The following is a 25,871-nucleotide window of genomic DNA, read 5'->3' as shown; positions in this document are numbered from 1 at the left end:
ATCACCGCACCGTCGTACGCGATGCGGTTGCGGACGGTTTGCCTCACGAGCCTATCGGGGTCTACCGGCGGGTACGGATACCGCGCCCGCGGATCAGGTGTCTGGTTGCCCACACTCGGGTGAACCCGGGACGACCGGGACGCGGACGCCCGCCGCCCGCCGCTTCCGCCTCACCGTTCCCGGACGTGGACAGGCGCCGCCTACTGCTCCGGGCGTCCCTCGGAGCGTTCCCAGGCGTGCACCCGGTCGCGGTAGGCGCGGGCGGCCGCGCGCAGTTCTGCCTCGGGGTCGATGCCGGCGGCGCGCGCCCGGCGCACCAGGTCGAACAGCTCGCGCCCGATGCCCTGCCCGACCGCGCGCCCGAGCGAGTCGGGGACCCCGGAGCGCTCGGCGCGGCTCTGCAGCCCGCTCACGAGCGACAGCGCGGGCTGGCCCATCGGCACGCCGTCGAGCACCGACTCCCAGCCCTTGGCGGCCCGCTCGGCGGCCTTGATGGCGTCCCAGTTGGCGCTGACGTCCTCGGCGCCCTCGACCACCGTGTCGGCGAAGACGTGGGGGTGGCGCCGGACGAGCTTGTCGACGATGCCGGCGGCGACGTCGTCGACGTCGAAACCGCCGTCCTCGGAGGAGCGCTCCTGCGCCAGCCGGGCGTGGAAGACCACCTGGAGCAGCAGGTCGCCGAGCTCCTCGCGCAGGGCGGCGTGGTCGCCGTCCTCGATGGTCTCCATGACCTCGTAGGACTCCTCCAGCAGGTACGGCAGGAGGGACTCGTGGGTCTGCTCGGCGTCCCACGGGCACGAGCGCCGCAGCCGGTCCATGACGGCCACCAGGTCGAGCAGCCGCGCCCCCGGCAGGTCGTAGGAGCCCGGGACCAGCTCGATGACCGGCGGATCGTCCATGCCGAGCGCGGCGTGGCCGATGGCGCGCATGAGCGGCTCGTCGCCGTCCTGGGCGGCCAGCCACACGACAGTGCCGTCGCGGCCCTCGCGGGCCAGGGCCGCCGGGTCGGGCGTCACGACCTCGACCGGGATGTCCTCCTCGGCCAGGTAGGGCAGCAGCGGGTGGTCACCGGAGCCGGTGAGCACCCGCCCGGAGCCCAGGGCCGCCCACGCCCGCCCGCTCAGCAGGCCCGGAGCCACCCTGGGCGACGTCGTGACGACGAGGAGGGGCATGTGTCTACTGGGCGGCGGGCGGCGCCGGCTGGGCCGCGCCCTGGGCCGGAGCCCCGAAGCGCGCCTCCTCGACCAGGCCCTGCTCGGTGTCCCAGGTGCCGTAGCGGTGGGAGACCTTGACCGGGATGGAGTCGAGCTGCGCGAACAGCTTCTGCTGCGCGGCCTGGACGGAGGCCTGGTCGGTGAGGTTGGCCCCGAACCGCTCAAGGCCCTTCTGGTAGGTCAGCGAGGTGCGGACCCACTTGCGGACCTCCGACGGCGGGACGCCCCTGCCGAGCATTGCCGGGCCGACCTTCTCGATGCCGCCCTGTTCGTTGATGAACTTGTCGACGTCACCCTCGCTGATGGTGAGGCCGGTGCGCTGGGCGAACTGCTCGAACTGGCTGAAGTAGATCAGCTGGAGCAATACCGCGCGCGGGATCGAGGGCATCTGGAGCTGCGACTCGTTGATCTTGGCCTGCTTCAGCGCCGCCTGGTACTCGCGGATCTCGGAGTCCAGCCGGCCGTTGCTGATGCGCTCGCCGCCGACGGTGGCCGCCGTGCCGACCTGCACGGGCGAGGAGCAGGCGGTCAGCGCGACGCACGCGGCCGCGGCGGCCAGGAGCAGGCGCACAGGATTCGACTTCACTAGCGGTCCCTTCGACAGACGCGGCTACTCTACTCAAACCGCGCGCAGGTCCGTTCATCGATGTGCTCGTTGGCCACCGGCCGCCCGCGCAGGCTCCAGGAACATGGCCTCGACCAGGTCGGTGCACCACTTCAGCAGGTCCAGGTCGCGCAGCGGCTGCCCGCCGAGCGGGCGGGTCTTCGGCACCGGCACCAGCAGCGTCTCGGCGGCCACCTTGAGGATCGCCTTGGGGTACAGCCGGTCCAGGCGGACCTGCTGGGACTCCCTCAGCGTGACCGGGGCGAACCTGATGTGCTGGCCCTGCAGCGCGACGTCGGTCAGGCCGGCCTGGCGGGCGTGGACGCGGAAGCGGGCCACCTCCAGCAGGTTGTCCACCTGCTGCGGCGGGCGCCCGTACCGGTCGACGAGCTCCTCGCGGACGGCCACGATGTCGGCGCCGTCGCCCACCGCGGCGATGCGCTTGTAGGCCTCCAGGCGCAGCCGCTCGGAGGTGACGTAGTCGTGCGGGATGTGGGCGTTGACCGGCAGCTCGACCTTGACGTCCGGGCGCTCCTCGACGACCTCCTGGCCCGACAGCTTGGCCTTCTGCTCCTGCACGGCCTCGGCCATCATCCGGACGTACAGGTCGAAGCCGACGCCGGCGATGTGGCCGGACTGCTCGGCGCCGAGGATGTTCCCGGCGCCGCGGATCTCCAGGTCCTTCATGGCGACGTACATGCCGGCGCCCATCTCGGTGTGCTGGGCGATCGTGGCCAGCCGCTCGTGGGCGGTCTCGGTGAGCGGGGCCTCCGGCGGGTACAGGAAGTAGGCGTAGCCCCGCTCGCGGCCCCGGCCGACCCGGCCGCGGAGCTGGTGGAGCTGGGACAGGCCGTAGTTGTCCGCGCGGTCGACGATCAGCGTGTTGGCGTTCGGGATGTCCAGGCCGGACTCGACGATCGTCGTGCTGACCAGCAGGTCGAAGTCGCGCTCCCAGAAGCCGACCATGATCTTCTCGAGCTGCTGCTCGTTCATCTGGCCGTGGGCGACGGCCACCCGGGCCTCGGGCACCAGCTCGCGCAGGCGGGCGGCCACCTTGTTGATCGAGGAGACCCGGTTGTGCACGAAGAAGACCTGGCCGTCGCGCATCAGCTCGCGGCGGACGGCGGCGGCGATCTGCTTCTCGTCGTAGGGGCCGACGAAGGTGAGGATCGGGTGCCGCTCCTCCGGAGGGGTGAGGATGGTGGACATCTCGCGGATGCCGGTGAGGCCCATCTCCAGCGTCCGCGGGATCGGCGTCGCCGACATGGCGAGCACGTCCACCTGCGTGCGCATGTGCTTCATGGCCTCCTTGTGCTCGACGCCGAACCGCTGCTCCTCGTCGACGATGATGAGGCCGAGCTGCTTGAAGCGGATGTCGGGGTTGAGCAGGCGGTGGGTGCCGATCACGATGTCGACGGTGCCGTCCTTGAGGCCGTCCAGGGTGGCCCTGACCTCGCCGTCGCTCTGGAACCGCGACACGGGCTTCACCACCACGGGGAAGCTCGCGAACCGCTCGCCGAAGGTCGACAGGTGCTGCTGGACCAGCAGCGTGGTGGGCACCAGGACGGCCACCTGCTTGCCGTCCTGCACGGCCTTGAACGCCGCCCGCACGGCGATCTCGGTCTTGCCGTAGCCGACGTCGCCGCAGATCAGCCGGTCCATCGGCACCGCGCGCTCCATGTCGCGCTTGACCTCGTCGATGGCCTCGAGCTGGTCACCCGTCTCGGCGTAGGGGAAGGCGTCCTCCATCTCGCGCTGCCAGGGGGTGTCGGCGGCGAAGGCGTACCCGGGTGAGGCCATGCGGGCGCTGTAGAGGCGGATCAGCTCGCCGGCGATCTCCTTGACGGCCTTCTTGGCACGGGACTTGGCCTTGGCCCAGTCGGCGCCGCCCATGCGGTTGAGCGTGGGCGACTCGCCGCCGACGTACCGGGTGACCTCGTCGAGCTGGTCGGTCGGCACGTACAGCCGGTCGCCCTTGGCGTACTCGATGACCAGGTATTCGCGGGTGGCGCCCTGCACCGAGCGCTGGACCATCTCGACGTAGCGCCCGACGCCGTGCTGCCCGTGGACCACGTGGTCGCCGACCTTGAGCTGGAGCGGGTCGACCATGTTCCTGCGCCGGGACGGCAGGCGCCGCATGTCCTTGGTGGAGGCCTTCTGCCCCACCAGGTCGAGGTGGGTCAGGACGGCGACCGCGTCGCCGACGAACCCGTGCTCGACCCGGCCGGTGGTGACGCTCACGACGTCCTTGCCGGGGGCGGTCTCGAGGCCGGGCACCAGGCGGGCGGCGACGTCCACGCCCTTGAGCAGCTCGACGATGCGCTCGGCCGGGCCGTGACCCTCGCTGAGCAGGACGACCGCGCGGCCCTCGCCGAGCCATCCCTTGATGTCGCCGAGCGCGCGCTGGGTGTCCCCCCGGTAGGCCTCGGCCTCGCGTGCGGACAGCTCGACGATCTCGCTCTCGCCGTAGACGTCGCCGCTCGACGCGGGGGGCGCCGCGGGGGCCTGGCCGCCCGAGGGCTGGTCGGTGGTGGCGAACGGGGCGATGGTCCACCACGACTGGCCGAGCTCGCGGGCGTGGCGGCGCACCTCTTCCAGGTCGCGGAAGGCCGCCGCCCCGAGGTCGATCGGCGCCTCGCCGCCCGCGGCGGCGTTGATCCAGGACGCCTCGAGGAACTCCTGACTGGTGCGCACCAGCTCGACGGCGCGCCCGCGGATGCGCTCGGGATCGCAGACGAACACCGACGCGCGGGCCGGGAGGTGGTCCAGCAGCAGGTCCATGCCGTCGACCAGGACGGGCGCGAACGCCTCCATGCCCTCGACGGGGATGCCGTCGGCGAGCTGGTCGAGGATGTCCTTCAGCGCGGGATGCCGGTCGGCCAGCTCGGCCGCCCGCACCCTGACCTCGTCGGTGAGCAGCAGCTCGCGGCACGGCGCGGCGAACAGCCCGCCCTCGGCGACCTCCAGCGAGCGCTGGTCGGCGACCTTGAACCAGCGGATCTCCTCGATGGTGTCGCCCCAGAACTCAAGGCGCAGCGGGTGCTCCTCGGTGGGCGGGAAGACGTCCAGCAGCCCGCCGCGCACGGCGACCTCACCGCGCTTCTCCACCATGTCGACGCGGTGGTAGCCGTTGCCGACCAGGCGCTCGACCACGTTCTCCAGATCGGCGTCGTCCCCGGAGCGCAGCCGCACCGGCTCAAGGTCGCCGAGCCCGGCGACGAGCGGCTGCAGCAGGGCCCGGACCGGCGCGACCACGACGTCCAGCGGCCCGGCGGCGGCGTCGCCCTGGACGGGGTGTGCCAGCCGGCGCAGGACGGCCAGTCGCTGGCCGACCGTGTCGCTGCGCGGCGAGAGCCGTTCGTGCGGCAGGGTCTCCCAGGCCGGGAAGACGGCGACGGCGTGGTCGCCGACCAGGCCGGTGAGCGCGGCGGCGAGGTCTTCGGCCTCGCGGGCGGTCGCGGAGACGGCCAGGACCGGCCGCCGGCGCGCGAGGGCGGCCACGGCGAACGGCCGCAGCGCGGGCGGCGCGACCAGGTTGACGTCCTCGCCGTGGCGCTCAAGGGCACCGGCGAGTTGCGGATCGGCGACGACAAGGTCGAGCAGTCCGGAAAGACTCATTAGAAATGCCCCCACATGGTCATCCCCGCCTTCTCCCGCGCCTCAGGGCCCGGCCTGCCGGCCTTCTCGATCTTGTCGGCCTGATCGGCCGGCCGAGATCCCCGCATGGCGCCCGTCACCGCGCATCACACCGCGAACCCACCGATGACCGCGGACGGAACACGTCCATCGCATCACGACATGACGGCACCGGCACGGCCCACGGTGTCCACGACGACACGCGCGACCCCGGCTCGTCGGAGTCGGGGTTGTCTCAAGGCTACTTCCCCCTCGGCGGCACCATGCCGGGAACCGTCCCTCCATCCGTTCTGTCGGGAAACGCGAAACTCCCCGGCCGCCCGGCGCGGGCCTTACGGGCGGACCCGGCGGGCTCCCGGCGGCGAAAGCCGGAGCTTTCGTCAGGTGAATCCAATACAGAACGAGCCAGGGTGACTACTCTGAGTCACATGTCAGAGGTTCGATGGTGGCCGGAGACCCAGGGCGACGTGTTCGGTCACCGCATCCGCGAGCTGTGGACCGAGCAGCTCGGCCGGCGGCTCGACGTCCTGATCGCCGGGTGCGCCCGGGGCGACGCGATCGACGTCGAGCGCGTGGACACCCGGGTCACCGGCATCGACGAGGACACTCCGGTGCTGCGCGCCGCCGTCGAGCGCCGCTCCGGCCTCGACGCCCGCTTCCTCGGCGACCTGCGCGACGCGCCGCTGCTGCCGCGCACCTTCGACGTCGTGCACGCCGCCTTCCTGCTCGAACGGGTGCGCAACGCCGAACTCGTGCTCGACCGCATGGTCAACGCCCTGCGCCCCGGCGGGCTGCTGCTGATCAGGATGCGCGACCGCACGTCGGCGTACGGCTTCTGCGACCGCCTCACGCCGTGGTGGCTGCGCCGCCTGCTGTGGGCGCGCCTCGCCCCGGCCGGCGCCGTCGGCCCGCTCCGGGCGGTCTACGAGCAGGTGGCCTCCCGCGAGGGCATCCACTCGTACTGCCTGATGCGCGGGCTGATGATCGCCGAGGACTATTCGGCGTCCTCCGGCCCCGCGCTGCGCGGACGGCACCCCAAACTGGTGCGGGCCGCGCTGCGCGTCGTCCAGCACCTCTCGGGCGACCGCCTGCCCGCCGGCCGCGACGAGATCACCCTGGTCATCCGCAAGCCGCAGAACCACTTCGCCCGCCTGATCTGACCACCCCCGCGAAGGCCGCGCGGAGCCTCGCGGGGGCCGGCGGGTCAGCGGCGGGTGAGCAGGTAGTGCCAGCTTCCCGGCCGCTGGCTGTCGCGCATCTCGCCGGAGAGCCGCACGCTCTTGCTGCCGTCGACGGTGACCAGCACCAAGTAGGCGTCGAACTCGTCCTCGCAGGCGCCCATGCATTGCAGCCCGATCAGGTGCTGGTCGTCCGCCCAGGCCACGAGCTGCAGCATCCACTGCCTGCCGACGACCTTCCCGGTGGCGACCTCCCTGACGGCCGTCTCCGGGCCGATGGACCGGGTCTGGGCCAGCATCTTCTTCATCTCCTTGCCCGTGAGCACCTTCGCCGGGCCGGTGCTCCTCGGACGGGACGGAGCGGAGTCATCGGCGTACATGGTGCCGTCCGGGGACACGCCGGCCTGCTGGCCCGGCTTCAGCACCCCCTCGGAGACGCGCCGCGGCCGTCCCTCGGTGTCGTAGAAGACCCTGTCCGGCTGCCCCGGTTCGCCGGCCGACGGATTGGACTGCCAGATCAACCCGTCGGGGGACCACCAGAACCGGCTCGCCGGCATCCCCCCGTTGCCGCGCGACCCGGGCGCGGAGTGGAACGACGCCCGGCCCGACGCCACCTCGACGACCTGGAAGCCCGTACGGCCGGGGTCGGGATCGCTCCAGCTGTTCCCGTCGGCGGACACGTCGGCGCGGATCGTCGGGTCCCGGTCGTAGGCGGTGGCGAGCAACCTGGCCCCGTCGGGGGACCAGGAGACGTCGGCCACCGGATGGTCCAGGTCGAACCACCGGACGACCTGGCGGGTGGCCATGTCGAACAGGCCGATGCGGCGCGCGGGCAGATCGCGCTCCAGCACGGCGGCGAGCCTCATGCCGGGGGCCACGTCGAGCGCCGCCCATTCGGTCTCGTCATAGCCACCGGTGCCGGGGTTGTAGAGAAACCACCGGTCGCGGCGGCGATCGCTCCGGTCCCCCGTCTTCTCCTGCTCCCAGACGAAGTACGCCGAGACGGCGACCCTTCCGGCCGCGATCAGCTTCCTGGGCGGCGAGTCGCCGGTGTCGGCGCTGATCGCCAGCGACTCCGGCAGCGCGCCGGGCTCCACCGGCGTCGGCGCGACGACCGGCCGCCCTGAGGCGTCGTCCTCGGCGGGAGGCGCGGTGGGAAGCGGCCTCGATGGATGAGGAGAGGCGGAGCCCACGGTGACGGCGGGGACATCTCCGGGCCCGTCGCCGGACAGGATCCTCGGCACGAACACGGCGGCGGCGACCACGGCGGCCGTCGCGGCCACGGCGACGGCCGCCGTGGCGGCGCGCACGCGGGTGCGCCCGCGCAGGACCCGGTCGGCCAGGCCTGGCGGGACCTCGGCCTCCTTGGCCCATTCGCGAAGGGTCTCGGGCAGAAGGGACTCGGGCGTCATGAGGTGACCTCCTCGAACGGGTGGTGCGGCGCGCGGAGGTCGGCGAGCTCGGGGGAGATGGAGCGCAGCCGGGCTATGGACCGGTGGACGGTGCTGCGGACCGTGCCGACCGAGCAGCCCATGATCTGGGCGACCTCGGCCTCCGGCAGGTCCTCGAAGTAACGCAGCACGAGCACGGCGCGCTGGCGCGCGGTGAGGCGGGCCAGCGCGCGGCGCAGGATGAGCTTGGTGTCGGCCAGATGCGTGTCGTCGCGCCCGGCCTGCTCGGGCAGATCCGCGACCACCGTCTCGCGCCGCCGCGACGCCCCCCGCCACCAGCTCACCTGCTGGCGGTACATGGCGCGCCGCACGTACGGCTCGGGGTCGTCGATGCGGCTCCACCGCGCGGCGGCCCGCGCCAGGACGGTCTGCAGCAGGTCCTCTGCGGCGTGCTGGTCCCCGCCGGTGAGCAGGAAGCCCAGCCTCATCAACGCGGGCGACCGCGCCGACACGAACTCGCGGAAACGTCGCTCCTCGGCAACGTCCACGATCACCTCCAGAAGTCGTCGTGCCCCTAGGACGCGACCGGCCGCCCCCCGCTATGCCTCACCCCGTTCCGTGGACGCACTCCCGCACTATCCTGTCCCGGTGGGAAATGTGGAGCAGACGACGCCGCCCTCCGGGACGGCCCCCGAGTGGGTGCCCGACGCGCGCGAACTGGCCGACCTCGAGCTGCTGCTCTCGGGCGCGTTCGCCCCGTTGAAGGGGTTCCTCGGCTCGGCCGACGCCGCCTCGGTCACCGAGGACGGGCGCCTTCCCGACGGCACGCCGTGGCCCGACCCTGTCACGCTCCTGGTGCCGCACGACCACCCCGTCTCGGTCGGCGACGAGCTCACGCTGCGTGACCCCGAAGGCGCCGCGGTCGCCGTCATGAGCGTGACCGAGCGCACGGCGGACGGCCTGGTCGCCGGCCCGGTGACCTCTCTCGGCGCACCCGAGCACGGCCCCTTCGCCCGGCTGCGGCGCTCGCCGGAGCAGGTGCGGGCCGAGCTGGGCGAGCGTCCCGTCCTCGCCGTCACCATGCGGGGGCCGCTGGACGACCTGGACGAGATCACCGCCACCGCCCGCGAACTGGACGCGGTGATCCTGCTGCTGCCGCTGGCCTTCGGCGAGGGCGGCCCGGCGGTCGTCCGCGCGGCGCTCAAGGCGCGCGACCGGCTGCCGTCCGGCACCGCCGTCGCCGTGGTCCCGCTCGCCCCCCGTGAGCGCGAGATCGACCTCGAACTGCGCGAGCACGTCGCCACGGCGTACGGGGCGGTCGAGCACCTGGCCGGGCCCGAGCCGGTCACGCTGCCGGGGCCGCCGCACCGGCGCGGCCTGGTGGTGTTCTTCACCGGCCTGTCCGGGTCGGGCAAGTCGACGATCGCGCGCGGCCTGCACGACGCGCTGCTCGAACGCGGCACCCGCACGGTGACCTACCTGGACGGCGACGTCGTGCGGCGGCTGCTGTCGGCGGGGCTCACCTTCTCCCGGCACGACCGCGACCTGAACATCCGCCGTATCGGGTTCGTCGCCGCCGAGGTCGCCCGCCACGGCGGTCTCGCCATCTGCGCGCCCATCGCCCCGTTCGCGGCGACGCGCGACGAGGTGCGCCACATGGTCGAGGGGGTCGGCGCCGACTTCCTGCTGGTGCACGTGGCCACGCCGCTGGACGAGTGCGAGCGCCGCGACCGCAAGGGCCTGTACGCCAAGGCCAGGGCCGGGCTGATCCCCGAGTTCACCGGCATCTCCTCGCCGTACGAGGAGCCGGAGGACGCCGATCTGACGCTCGACACGACGGGCATATCGGTCGAGCGCGGGGTCGAGCGGGTGCTCGACGTGCTCACCGCCGGCGGCTGGCTGCGCTGAGCGCCCGCCCCGCCCGCGCCTGCGGCTCAGTGGTCGGGGACCGGGGTGGAGCTGAAGTACGGCGCGCGGGCCAGTTCGGTGAAGGCGCGCCGGGCGGCCACCGTCGCGTCGAAGCGGGTGTCGCCGCGCGGCGCGCGCGGCGAGTCGAAGTACACCAGGGCCTTGATCTGCGGGTACCCCTTGATCTGGCGGCGCACCGAGTTGAAGAACGACGCCTTGAACGCCGGCTCGTCCAGCCGCTCGAAGGCGCCCCACTCGGCCACCATGATCGGCTTGCCGGGGAAGCGCATCTGCGTCCAGCGGTAGAAGCCGGGCCAGCCGGAGTGGTCGTCACGGGTCTTGTCCACCAGGCCGGCGAAGTCGTTGACCCGGCGGTCGGCGTAGGGGTCCAGGCCGATCCAGTCGACCACGTCGTCTCCGGGGTAGAGCCGCTCGAACCACGGCTTGGCGGCCCAGTTGGGCGCCCCCATGTACGTCATGACCGTGATGGCGTTCTTGACCCCGCGCTCGCGCAGGCGTAGCACGACATGGCGGTACATGGCGGCGTAGTCCTCGGCGGTCATCCCCGACCCTGGGCGGGCGCGCACGTCGTTCTCGGGCTCGTGGTGGACGGTGAGGAAGAAGCGCTCGGGCAGCGTGCGCCTGATGCGCCGGGCCACCCGGTCGATGCGGCCGTCGATGGCGCCGGCGGCGATCTCGGCCCACGTGTGGTGCACGGACGGCTTCCAGTTGATCAGCAGGATGCGCTTTCTGGCCAGCCGGCGCTCCTCGGGGGTGGGGAACGGGTCGCCGCCCCGGTGGTAGACGTGCAGGATGTCGGCCCTGCGGCCCATGCGCTCCTCGGCGGCGGCGATGGACCGGGCGGGCGACCGTCCGCCGAAGACCTCCGGGGCCACCCCCCACCACGCTCCGCAGCTCGGAATGAGCTTGGCGGTGGCCGCGCAGTCGGGGGCGTCGTCGGTGGCGGTCACGCCGGCGCCCGGGACGCGGTCTCCCTCCACGGCAGGCTGCGAGGGCTTCACCGAGGCCACGGCGTAAATGATCAGACCACAGCCGACGGCGAGCCCGGTGCCGAAAAACCATATTCCCGTCACTTTTCGCAATGCACTCAAACCCCCTTCTCTCCGGTCTTCCCCGAAGGTCGCTATTCACCTTCCCACTAATCGGTGCCATGCCGCCGGTAACTCGGCGCGCTTTCCCGGGGGTCCGGCGTCCGCGCCGTCGTTGGCTTCACGTCGCGGCGCACGTCATACCGGACCCCAATAACGGAAATATCCGATTATGAGGCTGAGCTGGGACGATGCCCCGTCCACCAAAAACTCCGGTATGCGGTCGCGGCATCCCGCGTTGTGCCTATAGTTCTCTGGATCCGCCCCTCGGGAACCGTTCACCACGCGGCGCCCGGCACATCACAGCGCACCGGGCGGAATCCGCAGGAACAATTCCGCACCGAGAGGCATGCCGTTCCCATGGACCACCCGGCGTCCTCAGTCTCCGGCCCGGCCCCCGGGCGCGAGCTCGCCGAATTCGGCTCGATGCTGGTGCGGCGCCGCGTCGCCCTCACCGTCTTCCTGCTCGCCGGGGTGTGCGCCGGCGGCGTCGTGCTCGCGACCACCCCGCCCTCGTACACGGCCACCGCCGAGGTGCTGGTGGCCCCCACCGGAGTGCAGGACCAGACCAACCCGACCACGCCCCGCCAGCGCGAGCCGCTCAACCTCGACACCGAGGCGCAGGTCGCCCGCTCGGCCGTGGTCGCGGCCCGGGCCGCGCGCGCCCTCAAGGTCAACGACCCCGACCCGCTCAGAGACCGCGTCGCGGTCACCGTGCCGCCCAACTCCGCCGTGCTCGCCATCTCCTACACCGCCGCCGACCCGGTCAGTGCCGCCGCGGGCGCGCAGGCGTTCGCCAGGGCCTACCTCGCCAACCGCGAGGCGACGGCCACCCGCGCCCTGGACGCCCAGCTCAAGGTGCTCTCCGGCAAGCTGCGCGAGATCGACTCCCGGCTCGCCGCCACCGTCGCCGGCCTGCCCCGCACCGCCCCGGGCTCGGCGGCGCGCACCATCGCCAACCAGCGGCAGAACGTCCTGAGCCGGCAGGTCTACAACCTCACCGTCAAGTACGACGCCCTCAAGACCGTGGCGATCACCCCGGGCACCGTCATCAGCGACGCCCGCCCGCCCGCGTCGCCTTCCCAGCCGAGCCCTCCGCTCTACCTCGGCAGCGGGCTGTTCCTCGGCCTGCTCGCCGGGGCCGGCGCCGCCATGGTCCGCGACCGCTTCGACACCCGTCTCAGGACGGCCGCCGACATCGAGCGCCTCACCGGGCTGCCCGTCCTGTGCGAGGGTGAGAACGCCCGCGAGCTGCGCGAGCTGGCCATGGCCGTGGCCCGCCACCTGCGCGACGGCGGCGAGCTGTTAGTGCGCGGTGTCTCCCCCGACACCGACCCCGAACCGATCGCCGACGACCTGCGCGTGGCGCTCACCGGCCTGGCCCCGATCTGGGTGCGCACCGACCAGGCGGCGCGCGCCGACGCCGCGGTGCTGGTCGTCGAGCGCCGCGCCGCCCGGTCCAAGCAGCTCGCCCAGGCCGTCCGGCAGCTCAGGCGCACCGACACCGCGCCCCTCGGCGTGATCCTGCTGCCCTCGCCCGCTCCGCTGCCCCGCGGCCAAGCCTCCCTGCCGCACGGCCACCACCGTCACCCCGGCAACCCCGCCTCCCGCGCCTCATGAGACGGCTCCTGCGGCCGCCCCTGGCACGGTGGCCGATCGCCGCGCTGCTCGTGGGCTACCCGCTGTGGTGGGCGCTCGGCTTCGGCGGCCTGTCCCTGGTGGTCCTGGCCGTCCCGATGGCCGTCGTGCTGTGGCGGCGGCGGCCGATCGCGGTGCCCAAGGGCATGGGCCTGTGGGCACTGCTCATCGCCGGATACCTGGTCAGCGCCCTCATGCTCGGCGAGATGCCGCCCGGCACCTACGGCGACCTCGGCGCCGGCCGCGTCCTGGGGTACGCGATGCGGCTCGCGCTCTACCTGTCCCTCATGATCATGGTGCTGTACCTGGGGAACCTCACCCCCGACGAGCTGCCGCAGCGCACGCTGGTGCGCATGCTCGGCGTGCTCTGCGTGACCACCGTGGCCGGCGGGCTGCTCGGCGTGCTCGCCCCCGGCTTCCAGTTCACCTCGCCGCTGGAGATGGCGCTGCCCGAGTGGATCGGCGGCAACTCCTACGTCCGCAACCTGATCCACCCGACGGCCGCGCAGGTGCAGCACGTCCTCGGGCACGCCTCGCCGCGCCCCGAGGCGCCCTTCGAATGGGCCAACGCCTGGGGGAGCAACATCTCGGTGCTGCTCATCTGGTTCGTCGTCGGCTGGTGGACCTACGGCGGCACCGTCCGCCGCCTGCTGTGCGCGGCCGTCGTCGCGCTGGCCACCGTGCCCATCGTCTACTCGCTCAACCGCGGCCTGTGGATCGGCCTGGCCGTCACCGTCGCCTACGTCCTGGTGCGCGCCCGGTCGCGCACGGCGCTCGCGGTCGGCGCGGCCCTCGCGGCGGCGGCGCTCGCGTTCTGGGCCGGGCCGCTCGGCGCCATCGTCGCCCAGCGCCTGGACAGCCCGCACAGCAACCGCATCAGGGCCTTCACGGTCGCCGGCACGCTGGAGGCCGCCGCCCACTCGCCGGTCATCGGGTACGGCAACACCCGCAACGCCTTCGGCAACTACCAGACGATCACCACGGGCCGCACCGACTGGTGCGCCGAATGCGGCCACCCTCCGCTCGGCAGCGACGGGCAGCTGTGGCTGCTGCTGATCACTCAGGGCTACACCGGCGCCGCACTGTACATCGCGTTCTTCGCCGGGGCCGTCCGCCGGTTCCGGCACGACCGCACCCCCATCGGCCAGGCAGGGACGCTGGTCATGATCCTGGTGCTGATGTACATGGTCGTGTACGACGGCCTGGTCACCGCTCTGATCCTCTACCTGGTCTCCTACGCCCTCCTCTGGCGCAACGCCCCCGCCCCTGGCACCGCGCCCCCCGGCCCCGCCGGATCGCGGGCCCTCACCGCCCCGATCGGGACGAACGGCGCGACGGGCACCGAACCGATCTTGAACGACAACAGAGCGGTCACTGACCCGATGCGGACCGTCGGCGGCGTGACCCGCGGTCGTCTGCGGGCAGTCGGTAATGAGGCCGGTCGTCCGACACGGACCACCGGTACGACGACCACCGCACCAATGGAGGCGTTCCGGTGAGGGACTACCGCGCCCGTCTGGGCTATCTCGACCAGGTCACCACCCTGCTCTACCCGACCCCCGCTCCCACGCCGTCCCAGCCCTCGGCCACCGATCCCGGCACCGCGGTCTCCGTTCCTTCGGAGACGGGCCGCTCGTCTCCGGCCCGCCACTCCACCTCCTCCACCACGGACTCCACCGTCGACCCTGGCATCGATCCCGGCATGGACTCCGGCACGCACTCCGGCTCTTCCGGGGCCAGGGCCGCGTACGCCGTGCTGCCGAGCAGGTACCTGCCCCGGCGGCTCGTGCCGCGCTCCCGCTGGCTGCCGGGACGACGGCGCCTGCCGCACGGGCCGGGCACGATCGAGACCTACCTCAGCGAGGTGTTCGGCCGGCCCGTCAAGGTCATCGTGCACGTCCGGCCGGCCCGGCGGGCCAACCGCAAGCCCATCCTGGAGATCCGTTCCGGCTCCGGGGAGCCGCTCGCGTTCGTCAAGATCGGGGACACCGAGCGCTCCCGGTCGCTGGTCCGGCACGAGAGCGCGGTGCTCGAAGCGCTGGCCGGGCTGCCACTGCGGGTCGTCGCCGCGCCCACCGTGCTGCACCACGGCGTCTGGAACGGCCTCGACGTGCTCGCCCTGTCCCCGCTGGCCACGCGGCGGCGGCGCGTCCCCGCGGCCCTGCTGGAGGACGCCGTCCACGAGATCGCCGCGCTCGCCGTCCCCCGGGCCACGCCCGGCGAGGGCCGCCCCTCTCCGTTCGTCCCCTCCCAACGCCCCAGCGAGGACGACCTCGCCGACCCGGCGCCTCACCTCGCCACCGGCCACCCGGCGCGCTCTTGCGCCGCCGGCGACGAGGTGAACGACGGCGCCGCCCGCGTCCTGCGCCTTCCGGCGGACGGGCGGGGCGACCACGCCTGGCACGGCGACTTCTCGCCGTGGAACATGGCCCTCTCCCCCGACGGCCGCCTGGCCGTCTGGGACTGGGAGCGTTTCACCACCGGCGTGCCGCTCGGGTTCGACGCGCTGCACCACTTCTTCCAGCGGGCACTGCGCCGGATGCCTCCCCGGCTCGCCGCCGAGGCGTGCGTGGCGGGCGCCGCCCGCACGCTCGCGCCGTACGGCCCTTCAGCGGGCGAGGCGCGGTGGACGGCCGTCCAGTACCTGATCACCCTGGCCGACCGCTATGAGGGGGACGGCCACCAGCCGCTCGGCCCGCCGGCCGCGTGGCTCAACCCCGCCCTCGACCATCTGGAGGTCCTGCATTGAACCGCACGGTGAAGAGATCCGCGCACGCCCTGTCCCATACGGCGGGCCGGCTCACCGTGAGCGGGCGGCTCCTGCCGTCCTTCCTGATCGCCGGCGCTCAGCGCTGCGGCACCACCTCCCTGTACCGCGCCCTGGCACAGCACCCCCTGATCCTCAAACCCGTGCTGCGCAAGGGGGTGCACTACTTCGACATGGCCTACGGCAAGGGCCCCTCCTGGTATCGCGCGCACTTCCCGCTGAAGGCCACCGCGCACCGCCTGGAACGCAGGTTCGGCATCCGCCCGCTCAGCTTCGAATCCTCGCCGTACTACCTGTTCCATCCGTTGGTCCCCTCCCGCATCGCCACCGACCTGCCGGGGGTGAAGCTGATCGCCCTGGTCCGCGACCCGGTCGAGCGGGCCTACTCGGCGCACGCGCACGAGGTGGCGCGCGGGTTCGAGACCGAGGCGTCGTTCGAGCGGGCGCTCGCGCTGGAGCCCTACCGCCTGGACGGCGAGGAGGAACGGCTGCGCGCCGACCCGGCCGCGCGCAGCCGCGCCCACCGGCACCACGCCTACGTCGCCCGCGGTCAGTACGCCGAACAGCTCGCGCGGCTGGAGCCGCTGGTCGGCCGCGACCGCATCCTGGTGCTCGACAGCGGGTCCTTGTTCACCGCGCCCGAGCGCGCGTACGACCGGGTGCTGGAGTTCCTCGGGCTGCCCCGCCTCGGAGACCCGGTGTTCGAGCGGCACAACGCCCGCCCCCGCCCGTGCGACATGCCGGCGGCTCTGCGGCGACGGCTGTCGGAGCACTTCGCCCCCTGGGACGCCCGCCTCGAACCCTGGCTCGACGAGCGCCCCTCATGGCGCCCCTGACCCCGCACCCCATGCCTGTCGTCTCCGCCGGCGGAGCGGGCGCGACGCGATCGGTGGTCAAGGGCGGCGCGGCCGGGCTGGTGGGAGCGGCGGTGGCCGCGGGGTCGCAGTTCCTGATCGTGGTGGCCGTCACCCGCGGGTTCGACGCGCGAACGGCGGGCTGCTTCTTCACCGCCACCACCGTGTGCCTGATGGCGGGCGGCGTCCTACGCCTCGACTGCGGCAACGGCCTGATCTACTTCATCGCCGGAGCCCACACCGCCACCCCTGCACAGGAACCCGCTCCCGCGGAGCGCATCGCCCCCCGCGTACCCACAACCGCCGCCTCCGCACAGGAACCCCCCACCACGGGGCGCGCCACCCTTCGCGTACCCACGTCCGTCGCCTCTGCCATGCCCGCCGCGCCCCGCGGATACCTGCGGGCCGCCCTGCTGCCCGTGGTCATCCTGTCCCTCGCCGTCGCGGCCCTCGTCGTCGCCTACGCGGACGCGCTCGCCACCGCGCTGACCCACACCGCGACCTCCCTGACTCCCGCCACGACCTCATCGAGCCCCGCCACGACCGGCCCCGCCCATGTCGCATTGGCGACCGCCGCGGCGTCCTCGCCCGGCGCGGACCCCGCCGTCGTCCTGCTCGCCGCGGCGCTGCGCGGGCTCGGCCTGGCGCTTCCCGTGATCGTCCTGGCCGACATCCTGGTGTCGGCGACGAGGGGGTTCGGGGTCATGCGCCCGACCGCGCTGTTGAGCGGGGTGCTCCAGCCCGGCGCGCAGCTCCTCCTGGTCGGCGTCGTCGTCCTGGCCGGCGCCACCGGCCTAGGTGAGGGCACCCGGACGCCCGGCTCCGCGTCCGGCACCGGGTGGCTCCTGGCAGCGGCCTGGGCGGCGCCCGCGCTGCCGGTGCTGGCGCTGAGCGCCTTCTGGCTGCGCCGGCGGATGCCCACCGGGCCGTACGTCCCCCGCGCGGCCCGCGCGTTCTGGCGGTACACCGGCCCGCGTGCGCTGGGCGGGGCGGCGCAGGCGGTGTTCCAGCGGCTGGACGTCGTCGTGGTGGCCGTGCTGGCCGGGCCCGCGCAGGCGGCGCTGTACACGGCCGCCACCCGGTTCAAGGTGGTCGGCCAGCTCGTGAACCAGGGGTTCGCCCAGGCGGCCCAGCCCCGGCTCGTCCGGGCCATGGCCGAGGGTGATCTCCCCCTCGCCCGCAGGTTGTACCAGATGACCACGATGTGGCTCGTCCTGCTGACCTGGCCGGTATGGCTGGGTTACGCCGTGCTCGCCCCCTGGCTGCTGCGGGCCTTCGGCGACGGCTACCCGGACGGAGCCGCCGTGGCCGTGGTCCTGGCCGCCACCATGATGCTGGCGACGGCGTGCGGCATGGCCGACGTCATGCTGATCGCCGCGGGACACACCGCCGCGAGCACGGCCAACATCCTGAGCGCGATCGCGGTCACCGTCGTGCTCGACGTCGCGCTCGTCCCCTGGCACGGGGCGCTGGGCGCCGCCCTCGGCTGGTCCGGCGGGATGTTCGCCAAGAACCTGATGCCCCTGGTGAAGATCGCCCGCTTGTACGGGCTGCGTCCCTTCGGAGCCCACAGCCTCCCCTCCCTCCGCCTCTGGCGCGCCGAAGAGGCGACGTGATGTCCGCCGGGGAGCCGCCATGACATTCGGAAAGGCGACACGAGGCACCCGCCGAGACGACGTGACGCTCGGAGAAGGTGAGATGAGCGACCGAGAAGGCGCCACCGGCCCCCGAGGAGACACATGAAGCGCGCGCCGCGAGCAGGCGGTGTGACGCGAGAAGCGGCGCCCATCCTGGTCACCGGGCTGCCGCGAAGCGGCACGAGCTGGGCGGGCAAGATGCTCACCGCCGGGGGCGGCGCGGTGTACGTCAACGAGCCGCTCAACCCGCAGCGCCCGCCCGGGCGCTCCCCTGGCGTGCTGAACGCCACGGTGGAGCACCGGTTCCAGTACATCTGCCGGGACGACGAGGAGCCGTGGCGGCGCGCCTTCGCAGACACCGTGGCCCTGCGCTACCAGTACGTCGCCGAGCTGCGCCGCAACCGCTCGCCAGGCGATCTGGCGCGTCTGGCGAAGAACGCCTCGGCCTTCGCGCTCGGCCGGGCACGCCGCCGCCGCGCGCTGCTGGACGACCCGTTCGCGCTGTTCTCGGCGGGCTGGTTCGCCGAGCGCCTCGGCTGCCGGGTGGTGCTGCTGGTGCGCGATCCGGCGTCCCTGGTGGCGAGCTGGCGGCGGCTCGGCTGGACCGTTCACCTTCACGAGCTGCTGGAACAGCCGCTCCTGCTGCGCGACCACCCGGTGGTCGGACGGGTGCGCCCGCTGGCCGGCTCCCCCGACCACGTCGCCGCGATCGCCACACTGTGGGCCGTGGCCCGGGAGGTCGCCGGGGAGCTGGCCGCCCGCCACCCCGCCGTCCGCCTGGTGTCCTACGAGCACCTGGCCTCCGATCCGCTCGCCGGCTACCGCGATCTGTACGCCTGGTGCGGCCTGCCCTGGACGCCCCGCGCGGCCCGGCGCGTCGAGCGCGCCTGCACGACCAGCCCCCGCGCGGCCCGCCCGCCGCACGGCGCCCCCGCCGCGAGCCACGGCGGCACCCGAACAGACGGCTCCTCCTGGGCAAGCGGGTCCACCCGGCCGGACGAGTCCACCCGGGCAAGCGGGTCCCCCCGGACGGCTGGATCCGCTCAGGGGGACGCGTCCTCTCAGGAGCGCGAGTCCACCCTGGCGGACGGATCCACCCAAGCGCGCGAATCCACCCTGGCGGACGGATCCACCTTGGCGGACGGATCCCCTCGGGCGGGGGGATTCGCATGGACGGGTCTGTCGCGTACCGCCTACCGGCGCATGGACTCGGCGAGCACCGCCGCCCGCCCGCCCTCCGGGCTCACCGCCCAGGACCTCTCGCGTATCGAAGCGATCACGCGATGACGGCCGGTCGCGTGCGCGTCCTCGTCTCCCGGTGACCCCGGCGGCCCCCTCTCAACGTCAAGGCAATGTCATGGAGGGAATTGTCAGCACATCAATGCTGGTCAGAGGATAGACGGCATGAACGAGAACCACTCGGTCCCCGTCGTCCGGCTGCACGCCGACGAGGACGGCGAATCCCACTTCACCGACGACAGCATGACGCTCGGCCTGGCCGAGTTCGCCCCGCCGGCCCCCGCCATCCTCGTCTCGCCGCCCACGGCGGCGGCGCGCTCGATGTTCCTCGCCCTGCCCGACAACTGGTCGAGCGAGGCGCATCCCGCGCCGCGCGAGCAGCTCATGGTGATGATGAGCGGCGCGATCGAGGTGACCGTCAGCGACGGCGAGACGCGTACGTTCACGACCGGGGACGTGATCATGATCGAGGACACCACGGGAAAGGGCCACACGACCAGGAGCACCGCCCCGAACGCCCTCGCCATAGTCGTCCAAACGTAGATCGTCCCAGCGCTCCGACGAAGTCACAGCCAGGCCGCCTGGGCAGACTCAGGTCATCACCAGCGCCTCCGTCGAGGACAACCGGGCCGCGCGGACGGACTCAGACCATCACCAGCGCTTCTGTCGGGGACAGCCGGGCCGCGCGGATCGCGGGGTAGAGCCCGGCCACGCCGCCGATGAGCACGGTGGCGGCGAGCGCGCCGGTCGTCGCCCACGCCGGCACGACGGTCGGCCAGCTCTGGTAGGCGGCGTAGCCGGTGGTCACCGCGATGCCCAGGAGTACCCCGCCGATGCCGCCGAGCGCGGACAGCAGCAGCGACTCGGCGAGGAACTGCGTCCGGATCTGCCCTCGGGTGGCGCCGAGCGAACGGCGCAGGCCGATCTCGGACCGGCGCTCCAGCACCGAGATCACCATCGTGTTGGCAACCCCGACGCCTCCCACCAGCAGTGCCACCGCGCCGAGGCCGAGGAGCAGTCCGTTCAGGGTGGCGTTGGCCGCCCGGCTCGCGGCCAGGGCGTCCGAGGGCCGGGACACGCTGACGTCACCAGGCGCCTGCGGGTTGGCGGTGGCCGCCAGAACGGCGCGCACCGCCTCGACCTGACTGTCCCGCGACCGGGTGTAGACGGTGGTCGCCCGCCCGTCGAAGCGGAACAGGTCGGTGGCGGCCGGCCAGCCGATCAAGACGGCCGTGTCGAGCTCGGGTGCGAGCTTCGCCCTGTCGAGCACGCCGATCACGGTGAACCGCTCGCCGCCGACCAGGATCATCGTCTCCGGCCTGGCTGGGCCGATGCCGAGCCGCCCGGCCGCGTCGGCGCCGAGCACCGCGGCCGGGTACCGGCCGGTGCCGCCGTTCAGCCAGACGCCGTTGCGCAGCGTCGCACCGACGGTCCCCGGCAGGCTCGCTCGGGCGGCCGACACGGTCAGCCCGCCGGTCTCCACCTTGGGAATCCTGTCCGAGCGGTACACCTTGGCGTCGCGGATCGCCCCGGTGGCGGAGACGGCGGTGACCGGTCCGATCCGCGCGATCATGGTCTCGGCCTCGGCGGGAAGCTTCGCCTCCTGACCGTCGAAGGTCTGTCCGGGGACGACCGTGAGCAGGTTCGTGCCGAGCGCGGCGAGCTGCCGTTCGAGCTGTTCGCGCGAGGACGACGAGATGCCCACCACCGCGACCATGGCGGCGATGCCGATCGCGATGCCCAGCGCCGAGAGCAGTGCCCGGGTCGGCCGGTTGCGCAAGCCGGCCGCGCCGACCCGGACCACCTCACGCGGGGACAGCCGTGCGGGCGTGAGCCGGGGGCGGGTCTGACCTGCAGGTGTGGGCCGAGAGCGGGCCCACTGGGTAAGTGAGAGCCAGGAGCGAGTCCACCGGGTAGGTGAGAGCCAGGAGTGGGTCTGCCGGCCCGTCATGACGCGGTCACTTCCCCCTCGCGCGGCAAGGTGACGGTGTCGCCGACCACCCTGCCATCGCGCATCAGCGCCTGCCGGTCCAGCCCGGCCGCGATGTCCAGGTCATGCGTGATGACCACGACCGTCGTGCCGGCGGCGTGCAGTTCCCGCAGCACGGCCATGATCCCTTCACCTGAGGCGGAGTCGAGATTGCCGGTCGGCTCGTCGGCGAGCAGCAGCGCGGGGTCGCCGATCACCGCCCGGGCGATCGCCACCCGCTGCCTCTCACCACCGGACAATTCATGCGGCTCGTGGTCGAGCCGGTGTCCGAGGCCCACCCGCTCCAGCGTCGCCCCGGCCCGCCGTCGCCGCTCCCTCAGGCCGACCCCGGCATAGAGCAGGCCGTCGGCCACGTTGTCCAGGGCCGGCACGCCCGAGGCCAGGTGGAACTGCTGGAACACGAAGCCGATGCGGGTCGCGCGCAGCGCCGACAACTGCCGGTCGGACTGCCGCGACACGTCGCGGCCGTCGACCACCACCCGGCCGGAAGTGGGCCGGTCGAGCGTGCCCAGCACGTGCAGCATGGTGGACTTACCCGAGCCGGACGGGCCGACCACCGCGACCAGCTCGCCGGCGCCAATGGTCAGGGTGACGCCGGCGAGCGCCCGCACACCGCCGGGGTACACCTTCGTGACGTCGGTCAGTTCGATCATCGCGGCATCCCCACGGTCGTGCCCTCGCGCAGCCCGTCGCCGGTGATCTCGACCCGGCCGTTCGCGAACAGGCCGGTCTTCACCTTGACGTAGCGCGTGGCGAATCCCTCGACGACCTCGACGCCGTAGCCGCCCTCGGCCAGCGCCACGAGCGCCGCGACGGGCACGGTGAGCACGTCCTCGCGCTCGGCCGCGGTGAATACCACGCTGACCACGGCCACCTCGATCCCCGCGGCCACCTTGGCATCGCGCAGCGCGATGATCGTCTCGATCGAGGTCTCCGCCCGCCCTCCGGAGCCGGTCGGCCGCAGGACCACCGTACGGACCCGCTCCACCCGGCCGGCGACCTTCCGGCCGTCGGGCATCTGGACCCGTACCCGGACCCCCTTGCGGGCCAGCCGCTGCTTGGACACCTCCAGCCGGGCGGTCACCTGGCGGCCGGTCCCGGTATACCGCAAAACCTCCTGCCCGCCGCCGGTGGACCGGTTCACCCCCGCCGAGACGGCGTCGATCCGGATCCTGCCCGGGGCGAACACCACCCGCCCCAGCTCGACCTGGCCGGTTCGCGGCAGGCCGAGATGCTTCTGCCATCGCCGCACCGCGACCGAGGTGCTCCACGTGTAGGTCTTGTCCACCGTGAATCCGCCATAGCCGAGCGTCTTGAGGTTGCGTTCGAGCTGCCGCACGTCCGCGCCGGTGACGCCTGGAGCGAGCGTCCGGTAGGCGGCGACGTCGCCGTACATGAGCACGACCGGTGTGTCGTCCACCCGATAGATCCGCCGGCCCCTGGCGATGACGTCGCCGGGCAGAGGCATCTTGGTGACGACACCCGCGATCCGGCCGGCCAGAGCGGTCTCGGCACGGTAGCCCAGATCACCTGGTACCTCGTCGGTGTCCAGCATCGTCATCCGGGTCACTTGCGCGGTGGCGGGCGGCAGGTTCGCCGCGGCCGGCGCACCCGTGCCGCCCCCGCCGCCGAACCCACCGCCGAACCCACCGCCGCCGCCCCCGAATCCGACCGCGCCCGCGGTCGCCGCACCTGCCGCGAGCACGACCGCGCCGAGCACCGCGACGGTCCCGCCGCGCCGCCCGCCGCGCCTCCGCCGGGCGGCGCGGCTGCTCACCGGCACGGCGTCGTCCGGCCCTTCGCCGTCACCCGCCCGTTCGACGTCGCTCGCGGGCACGGCGTCGTCCGCCGACGCCACATCGCCCGCCCATTTCACGTCACCCGCCGGCGCCACATCGCCCGTCCGTTCTCTGTCGCTCGCCGGCGCCACGCCGCTCACGGGCTCTGCCGCGAGCTCGGCCGCGCCGACGCGGCTGCCGCGTCCTCCCGCGCGTCGCAGGTCTCCTTCGCCGCGGGGAACCGCGGGTCGTTCTCCACCGACGGTTCGATCTCGAAGTGGCCGTCGGGCTCCGGATCAGGAAAGTCCGCCACCCCCTGTTCCCGCATGCACTGGGCGAGCACGCGCGACAGCCCCTGCTTCAACTGCCGCACGTCGGCCGGCAGGACGGGGCGGAGGCTCTCGCACGCCTGCTGTGCCTTCTCCAGCACGTTGCTGTCCACCGCGTCCTTGGCGAGCCCCTGGTAACGGATGCCGTCACCGTGATTGACCACCGGATCCGGCTGCGGCACCCCGTGCTCTCGCATGCACCGCGCCCACCTGATTCCCTGGTCCAGGAGGCTGAGGCTCGCCGTCGCCGCCGGCGCGGCCGAGCCGCCCGCCGAGGCGACGTGCTCGCCATCGGCCGGTCGGGTACAGGCGGCCGTCGCCACTAGCAAGAGCGGTAGCAGGCAGCCGGCCAGTAATTGCGTTCTCATCGGTGTTCTCCTCTGGTCCTGTCGGCCCAGTGGAGCAGGACGCCGGAAACCCCGTCGTCACAGAGCGGGTAACACCGGTGTAATGCGCGATCGCGAATACTGCCGGTCAGGGAGGGTGCAGGCGTGCGAGTGCTGCTGATCGAGGATGAGGTACTGCTGGCCGAACAGGTCGCCGACGGGCTACGGGATCAGGGCATCGCGGTCGACCTCGCGGCCGATGGGCTCGACGGCCTGCACAAGGCCGGCGCGAACCGGTACGACGTGATCGTGCTCGACCGCGACCTGCCGCTCGTCCACGGCGACCAGGTGTGCACCGCGTTGGCCGCGGGGGGCGCCGACGCCCGCGTGCTCATGCTCACCGCGGCGGGCGAGGCGGCGGACCGGGTCGCCGGCCTGATCCTCGGCGCCGACGACTACCTGGCCAAGCCGTTCGTCTTCGACGAGCTGGTGCTGCGGATCCGCGCGCTGGCCCGTCGCGCCAACAACGCTCCACGGGTCCTGCGGCGCGCCGGCCTCACCTTCGACACCGCGCGGCGCGTCGTCACCCGCGACGGTCGGATCATCCCGCTGACCACCAAGGAACTGGCCGTGCTGGAGATCCTCATGAGCGCCGACGGAGGCATGGTCAGCGCCGAGAACCTGCTGGAACGGGCATGGGACGAGCACGCCGACCCCTTCACCGCGACCGTGCGGGTCACCATCGCCCGGCTGCGCCGCAAACTGGGCGACCCACCGCTGATCGAGACCGTCATCGGCGCGGGGTACCGGCTGTGAGGCGCCGCCGAAGGCACCCGTCGATCCGGCTGCGGCTGACCCTCGTCTACGCGGTCGTGCTCGTGGGGACCTGCGCGGCGCTCCTCGCGCTGAACTACGCCCTGCTCTACCAGAGCCTGTACACCGACAGCATCGGACGCCGCCCCCCGGCCGGGGCGACAGGCGACGCCTCGGCCGGGGAGGACTCGCTGCTGAGGGACGAGAAGTCCAGCGCCGGCGACCCCGCGAGGTTCGACGAGATCAAGCAGAGCGGACTCGACCGGCTGCGGGCCGACACGCTGCTGAAGAGCGCCGGAACCTCGGCGATCGCACTGGCGGTCACCGCCATGCTGGGACTCGGAGTTTCCTGGGTCGTCGCCGGGCGCATGCTCCGGCCGCTGCGGACGCTCACCGCCACGACCCGGCGGATCTCCCAGGACCGGCTGCACGAGCGCGTCGCGCTCACCGGTCCGCGCGGTGAGCTCAAGGAACTGGCCGACACCTTCGACGAGATGGTGGCCAGGCTGGAAGCCTCGTTCAACAGCCAGCGGAGGTTCGTCGCCGACGCCTCGCACGAATTGCGCACCCCGCTCGCGATCGTCCGTACAGGTGCCGAGGTGCTGCTCGGCAAGCGGGAGAGCACGCCCGCCCAGTGGGAGGCCATGGCACACAACGCGCTGACCGCGGCCGGCCGAGCCGAACGGCTGTTGGACGGCCTGTTGGCACTGGCCCGCAGCGACAGCGGCGTCATCGCCCACGAGCCATACGACCTGGCGGTGGCGGCGGCCGTCGCGGTGAGCGAGGCGGACGACGAGGCCGAGCGCGCCGGCCTGGACGTCACCACCGACCTGCGTCCCGCCCTGGTCGACGGCGACCCGGTCCTGCTCGAACGCCTGGTGCGCAACCTGGTGGACAACGCGATCCGGCACAACCGGGAAGGCGGCTGGGTCGAGGTCACCACCGGCCACGGCGCGGCCAACGGTCGTGAAGCGATCGACGGTCGTTATGCGGTCGACGGACGCGGCATGGCCGATGGACGCGACGTGGCCGATGGACGCGACGTGGTCGACGGACGCGACGTGGTCGACGGACGCGGCATGGTCGACGGTCGCGACGTGACCTATGGATGCGACATGGTAGACGATCGCGACATGGCCGACGATCGCGGCGCGGCCGGCGGGGTAGCGGTGGTCACGGTGCGCAACAGTGGTGACGTCATCCCTCCCGCGGAGGTCGACCGGCTGTTCGAGCCGTTCCAGCGGCTGGCGTCCGGCCGTGCCGCGGGCTCCCGGTCGACCGGTCTGGGCCTGGCCATCGTCAGGTCCATCGTGCACGCGCACGGCGGCACGGTGACGGCGGCGCCGAACGCCGAGGGCAGCGGACTGGCCGTCACCGTCACGCTGCCGGCATCGAACCGGGCTGAAGGGGAGGCGGCCCGGCGAAGGTGAGGGCCACCGCACCAGCGGCCGGGCCACGCA

Annotated in this window: 21 protein-coding genes; 11 read left to right on the top strand and 10 right to left on the bottom strand. The window is 73.0% G+C overall.

What is annotated here, in order from left to right; genetic code table 11:
- Positions 1–200: 200 nt before the first annotated feature.
- From ACWEN6_RS11845 to mfd, 3 genes are read right to left on the bottom strand one after another with little or no spacing between them, the layout of a single operon-like run.
- Positions 201–1,172, bottom strand: coding sequence for a MazG family protein (locus ACWEN6_RS11845; protein ID WP_452570179.1), 972 nt, complete (start codon positions 1,170–1,172; stop codon positions 201–203).
- 4 nt (positions 1,173–1,176) lie between these two features.
- A complete protein-coding gene (locus ACWEN6_RS11840; RefSeq protein ID WP_354839910.1) occupies positions 1,177–1,800 on the bottom strand; it encodes a SurA N-terminal domain-containing protein in 624 nt (207 codons plus the stop codon).
- Between the two features lie 54 nt (positions 1,801–1,854).
- The gene (gene mfd / locus ACWEN6_RS11835; RefSeq protein ID WP_452570178.1) at positions 1,855–5,436 is read right to left on the bottom strand and encodes a transcription-repair coupling factor; all 3,582 of its coding nucleotides are present in this window, start codon (positions 5,434–5,436) and stop codon (positions 1,855–1,857) included.
- A gap of 446 nt (positions 5,437–5,882) precedes the next feature.
- Here mfd and ACWEN6_RS11830 point away from each other — a divergent pair, with 446 nt between their 5' ends.
- Positions 5,883–6,614 (top strand): class I SAM-dependent methyltransferase, encoded by a 732-nt coding sequence (locus ACWEN6_RS11830; RefSeq protein ID WP_452570177.1) that lies wholly within the window; start codon positions 5,883–5,885, stop codon positions 6,612–6,614.
- A 44-nt stretch (positions 6,615–6,658) separates the two neighbouring features.
- Here the strand turns inward: ACWEN6_RS11830 and ACWEN6_RS11825 are convergent, their stop codons facing one another.
- On the bottom strand, positions 6,659–8,044 hold the full coding sequence (locus ACWEN6_RS11825) for a hypothetical protein (RefSeq protein ID WP_452570176.1): 1,386 nt from the start codon (positions 8,042–8,044) through the stop codon (positions 6,659–6,661).
- Positions 8,041–8,571, bottom strand: a complete 531-nt coding sequence (locus ACWEN6_RS11820) for a SigE family RNA polymerase sigma factor (protein WP_452570175.1) — start codon at positions 8,569–8,571, stop codon at positions 8,041–8,043. Before ACWEN6_RS11820 ends, ACWEN6_RS11825 begins: the two co-directional genes overlap by 4 nt.
- 100 nt (positions 8,572–8,671) lie before the next feature.
- Between ACWEN6_RS11820 and cysC the strand changes: the two genes are divergently transcribed.
- Positions 8,672–9,931 (top strand): adenylyl-sulfate kinase, encoded by a 1,260-nt coding sequence (cysC, locus tag ACWEN6_RS11815; RefSeq protein ID WP_452570174.1) that lies wholly within the window; start codon positions 8,672–8,674, stop codon positions 9,929–9,931.
- 26 nt (positions 9,932–9,957) lie between these two features.
- Here cysC and ACWEN6_RS11810 read toward each other — a convergent pair whose 3' ends face one another.
- The gene (locus tag ACWEN6_RS11810) at positions 9,958–10,962 is read right to left on the bottom strand and encodes a glycoside hydrolase family 26 protein (RefSeq protein WP_452570173.1); all 1,005 of its coding nucleotides are present in this window, start codon (positions 10,960–10,962) and stop codon (positions 9,958–9,960) included.
- Between the two features lie 438 nt (positions 10,963–11,400).
- Between ACWEN6_RS11810 and ACWEN6_RS11805 the strand changes: the two genes are divergently transcribed.
- From ACWEN6_RS11805 to ACWEN6_RS11775, 7 genes are all read left to right on the top strand, one after another.
- The gene (locus ACWEN6_RS11805) at positions 11,401–12,660 is read left to right on the top strand and encodes a hypothetical protein (RefSeq protein ID WP_452570172.1); all 1,260 of its coding nucleotides are present in this window, start codon (positions 11,401–11,403) and stop codon (positions 12,658–12,660) included.
- Positions 12,657–14,177, top strand: a complete 1,521-nt coding sequence (locus ACWEN6_RS11800; protein ID WP_452570171.1) for a hypothetical protein — start codon at positions 12,657–12,659, stop codon at positions 14,175–14,177. Before ACWEN6_RS11805 ends, ACWEN6_RS11800 begins: the two co-directional genes overlap by 4 nt.
- Positions 14,174–15,427: a hypothetical protein gene (locus ACWEN6_RS11795; RefSeq protein WP_452570170.1), complete on the top strand. Its 1,254-nt coding sequence runs from the start codon at positions 14,174–14,176 to the stop codon at positions 15,425–15,427. The genes ACWEN6_RS11800 and ACWEN6_RS11795 overlap by 4 nt, the downstream gene beginning before the upstream one ends.
- Positions 15,428–15,435: 8 nt before the next feature.
- On the top strand, positions 15,436–16,281 hold the full coding sequence (locus tag ACWEN6_RS11790) for a sulfotransferase domain-containing protein (RefSeq protein ID WP_452570169.1): 846 nt from the start codon (positions 15,436–15,438) through the stop codon (positions 16,279–16,281).
- An 11-nt stretch (positions 16,282–16,292) separates the two neighbouring features.
- Positions 16,293–17,915, top strand: a complete 1,623-nt coding sequence (locus ACWEN6_RS11785) for a lipopolysaccharide biosynthesis protein (RefSeq protein ID WP_452570168.1) — start codon at positions 16,293–16,295, stop codon at positions 17,913–17,915.
- A 150-nt stretch (positions 17,916–18,065) separates the two neighbouring features.
- Positions 18,066–19,223: a sulfotransferase gene (locus ACWEN6_RS11780; RefSeq protein WP_452570167.1), complete on the top strand. Its 1,158-nt coding sequence runs from the start codon at positions 18,066–18,068 to the stop codon at positions 19,221–19,223.
- A gap of 117 nt (positions 19,224–19,340) precedes the next feature.
- Entirely contained in the window at positions 19,341–19,718 is a 378-nt protein-coding gene (locus tag ACWEN6_RS11775) for a hypothetical protein (protein ID WP_452570166.1), read from the top strand.
- 100 nt (positions 19,719–19,818) lie between these two features.
- On the opposite strand, the gene ACWEN6_RS11770 is transcribed toward ACWEN6_RS11775, so the two are convergent.
- The 4 genes from ACWEN6_RS11770 to ACWEN6_RS11755 all read right to left on the bottom strand — a co-directional run bounded on the left by ACWEN6_RS11770 (position 19,819) and on the right by ACWEN6_RS11755 (position 23,640).
- A complete protein-coding gene (locus ACWEN6_RS11770; RefSeq protein ID WP_452570165.1) occupies positions 19,819–20,955 on the bottom strand; it encodes an ABC transporter permease in 1,137 nt (378 codons plus the stop codon).
- 167 nt (positions 20,956–21,122) lie between these two features.
- Positions 21,123–21,818, bottom strand: coding sequence for an ABC transporter ATP-binding protein (locus ACWEN6_RS11765; RefSeq protein WP_452570164.1), 696 nt, complete (start codon positions 21,816–21,818; stop codon positions 21,123–21,125).
- Positions 21,815–23,041: a peptidoglycan-binding domain-containing protein gene (locus ACWEN6_RS11760; protein WP_452570163.1), complete on the bottom strand. Its 1,227-nt coding sequence runs from the start codon at positions 23,039–23,041 to the stop codon at positions 21,815–21,817. Before ACWEN6_RS11760 ends, ACWEN6_RS11765 begins: the two co-directional genes overlap by 4 nt.
- A 59-nt stretch (positions 23,042–23,100) precedes the next feature.
- A complete protein-coding gene (locus tag ACWEN6_RS11755) occupies positions 23,101–23,640 on the bottom strand; it encodes a hypothetical protein (protein WP_452570162.1) in 540 nt (179 codons plus the stop codon).
- Positions 23,641–23,763: 123 nt separating this feature from the next.
- On the opposite strand from ACWEN6_RS11755, the gene ACWEN6_RS11750 reads away from it, so the two are divergent.
- The gene (locus tag ACWEN6_RS11750; protein WP_354839861.1) at positions 23,764–24,414 is read left to right on the top strand and encodes a response regulator transcription factor; all 651 of its coding nucleotides are present in this window, start codon (positions 23,764–23,766) and stop codon (positions 24,412–24,414) included.
- The gene (locus tag ACWEN6_RS11745) at positions 24,411–25,841 is read left to right on the top strand and encodes a sensor histidine kinase (protein WP_452570161.1); all 1,431 of its coding nucleotides are present in this window, start codon (positions 24,411–24,413) and stop codon (positions 25,839–25,841) included. The genes ACWEN6_RS11750 and ACWEN6_RS11745 overlap by 4 nt, the downstream gene beginning before the upstream one ends.
- Positions 25,842–25,871 lie beyond the last annotated feature (30 nt).

Source organism: Sphaerisporangium sp. NPDC004334 (assembly GCF_053602655.1).
This window is presented reverse-complemented; position numbering and strand designations above follow the sequence as displayed.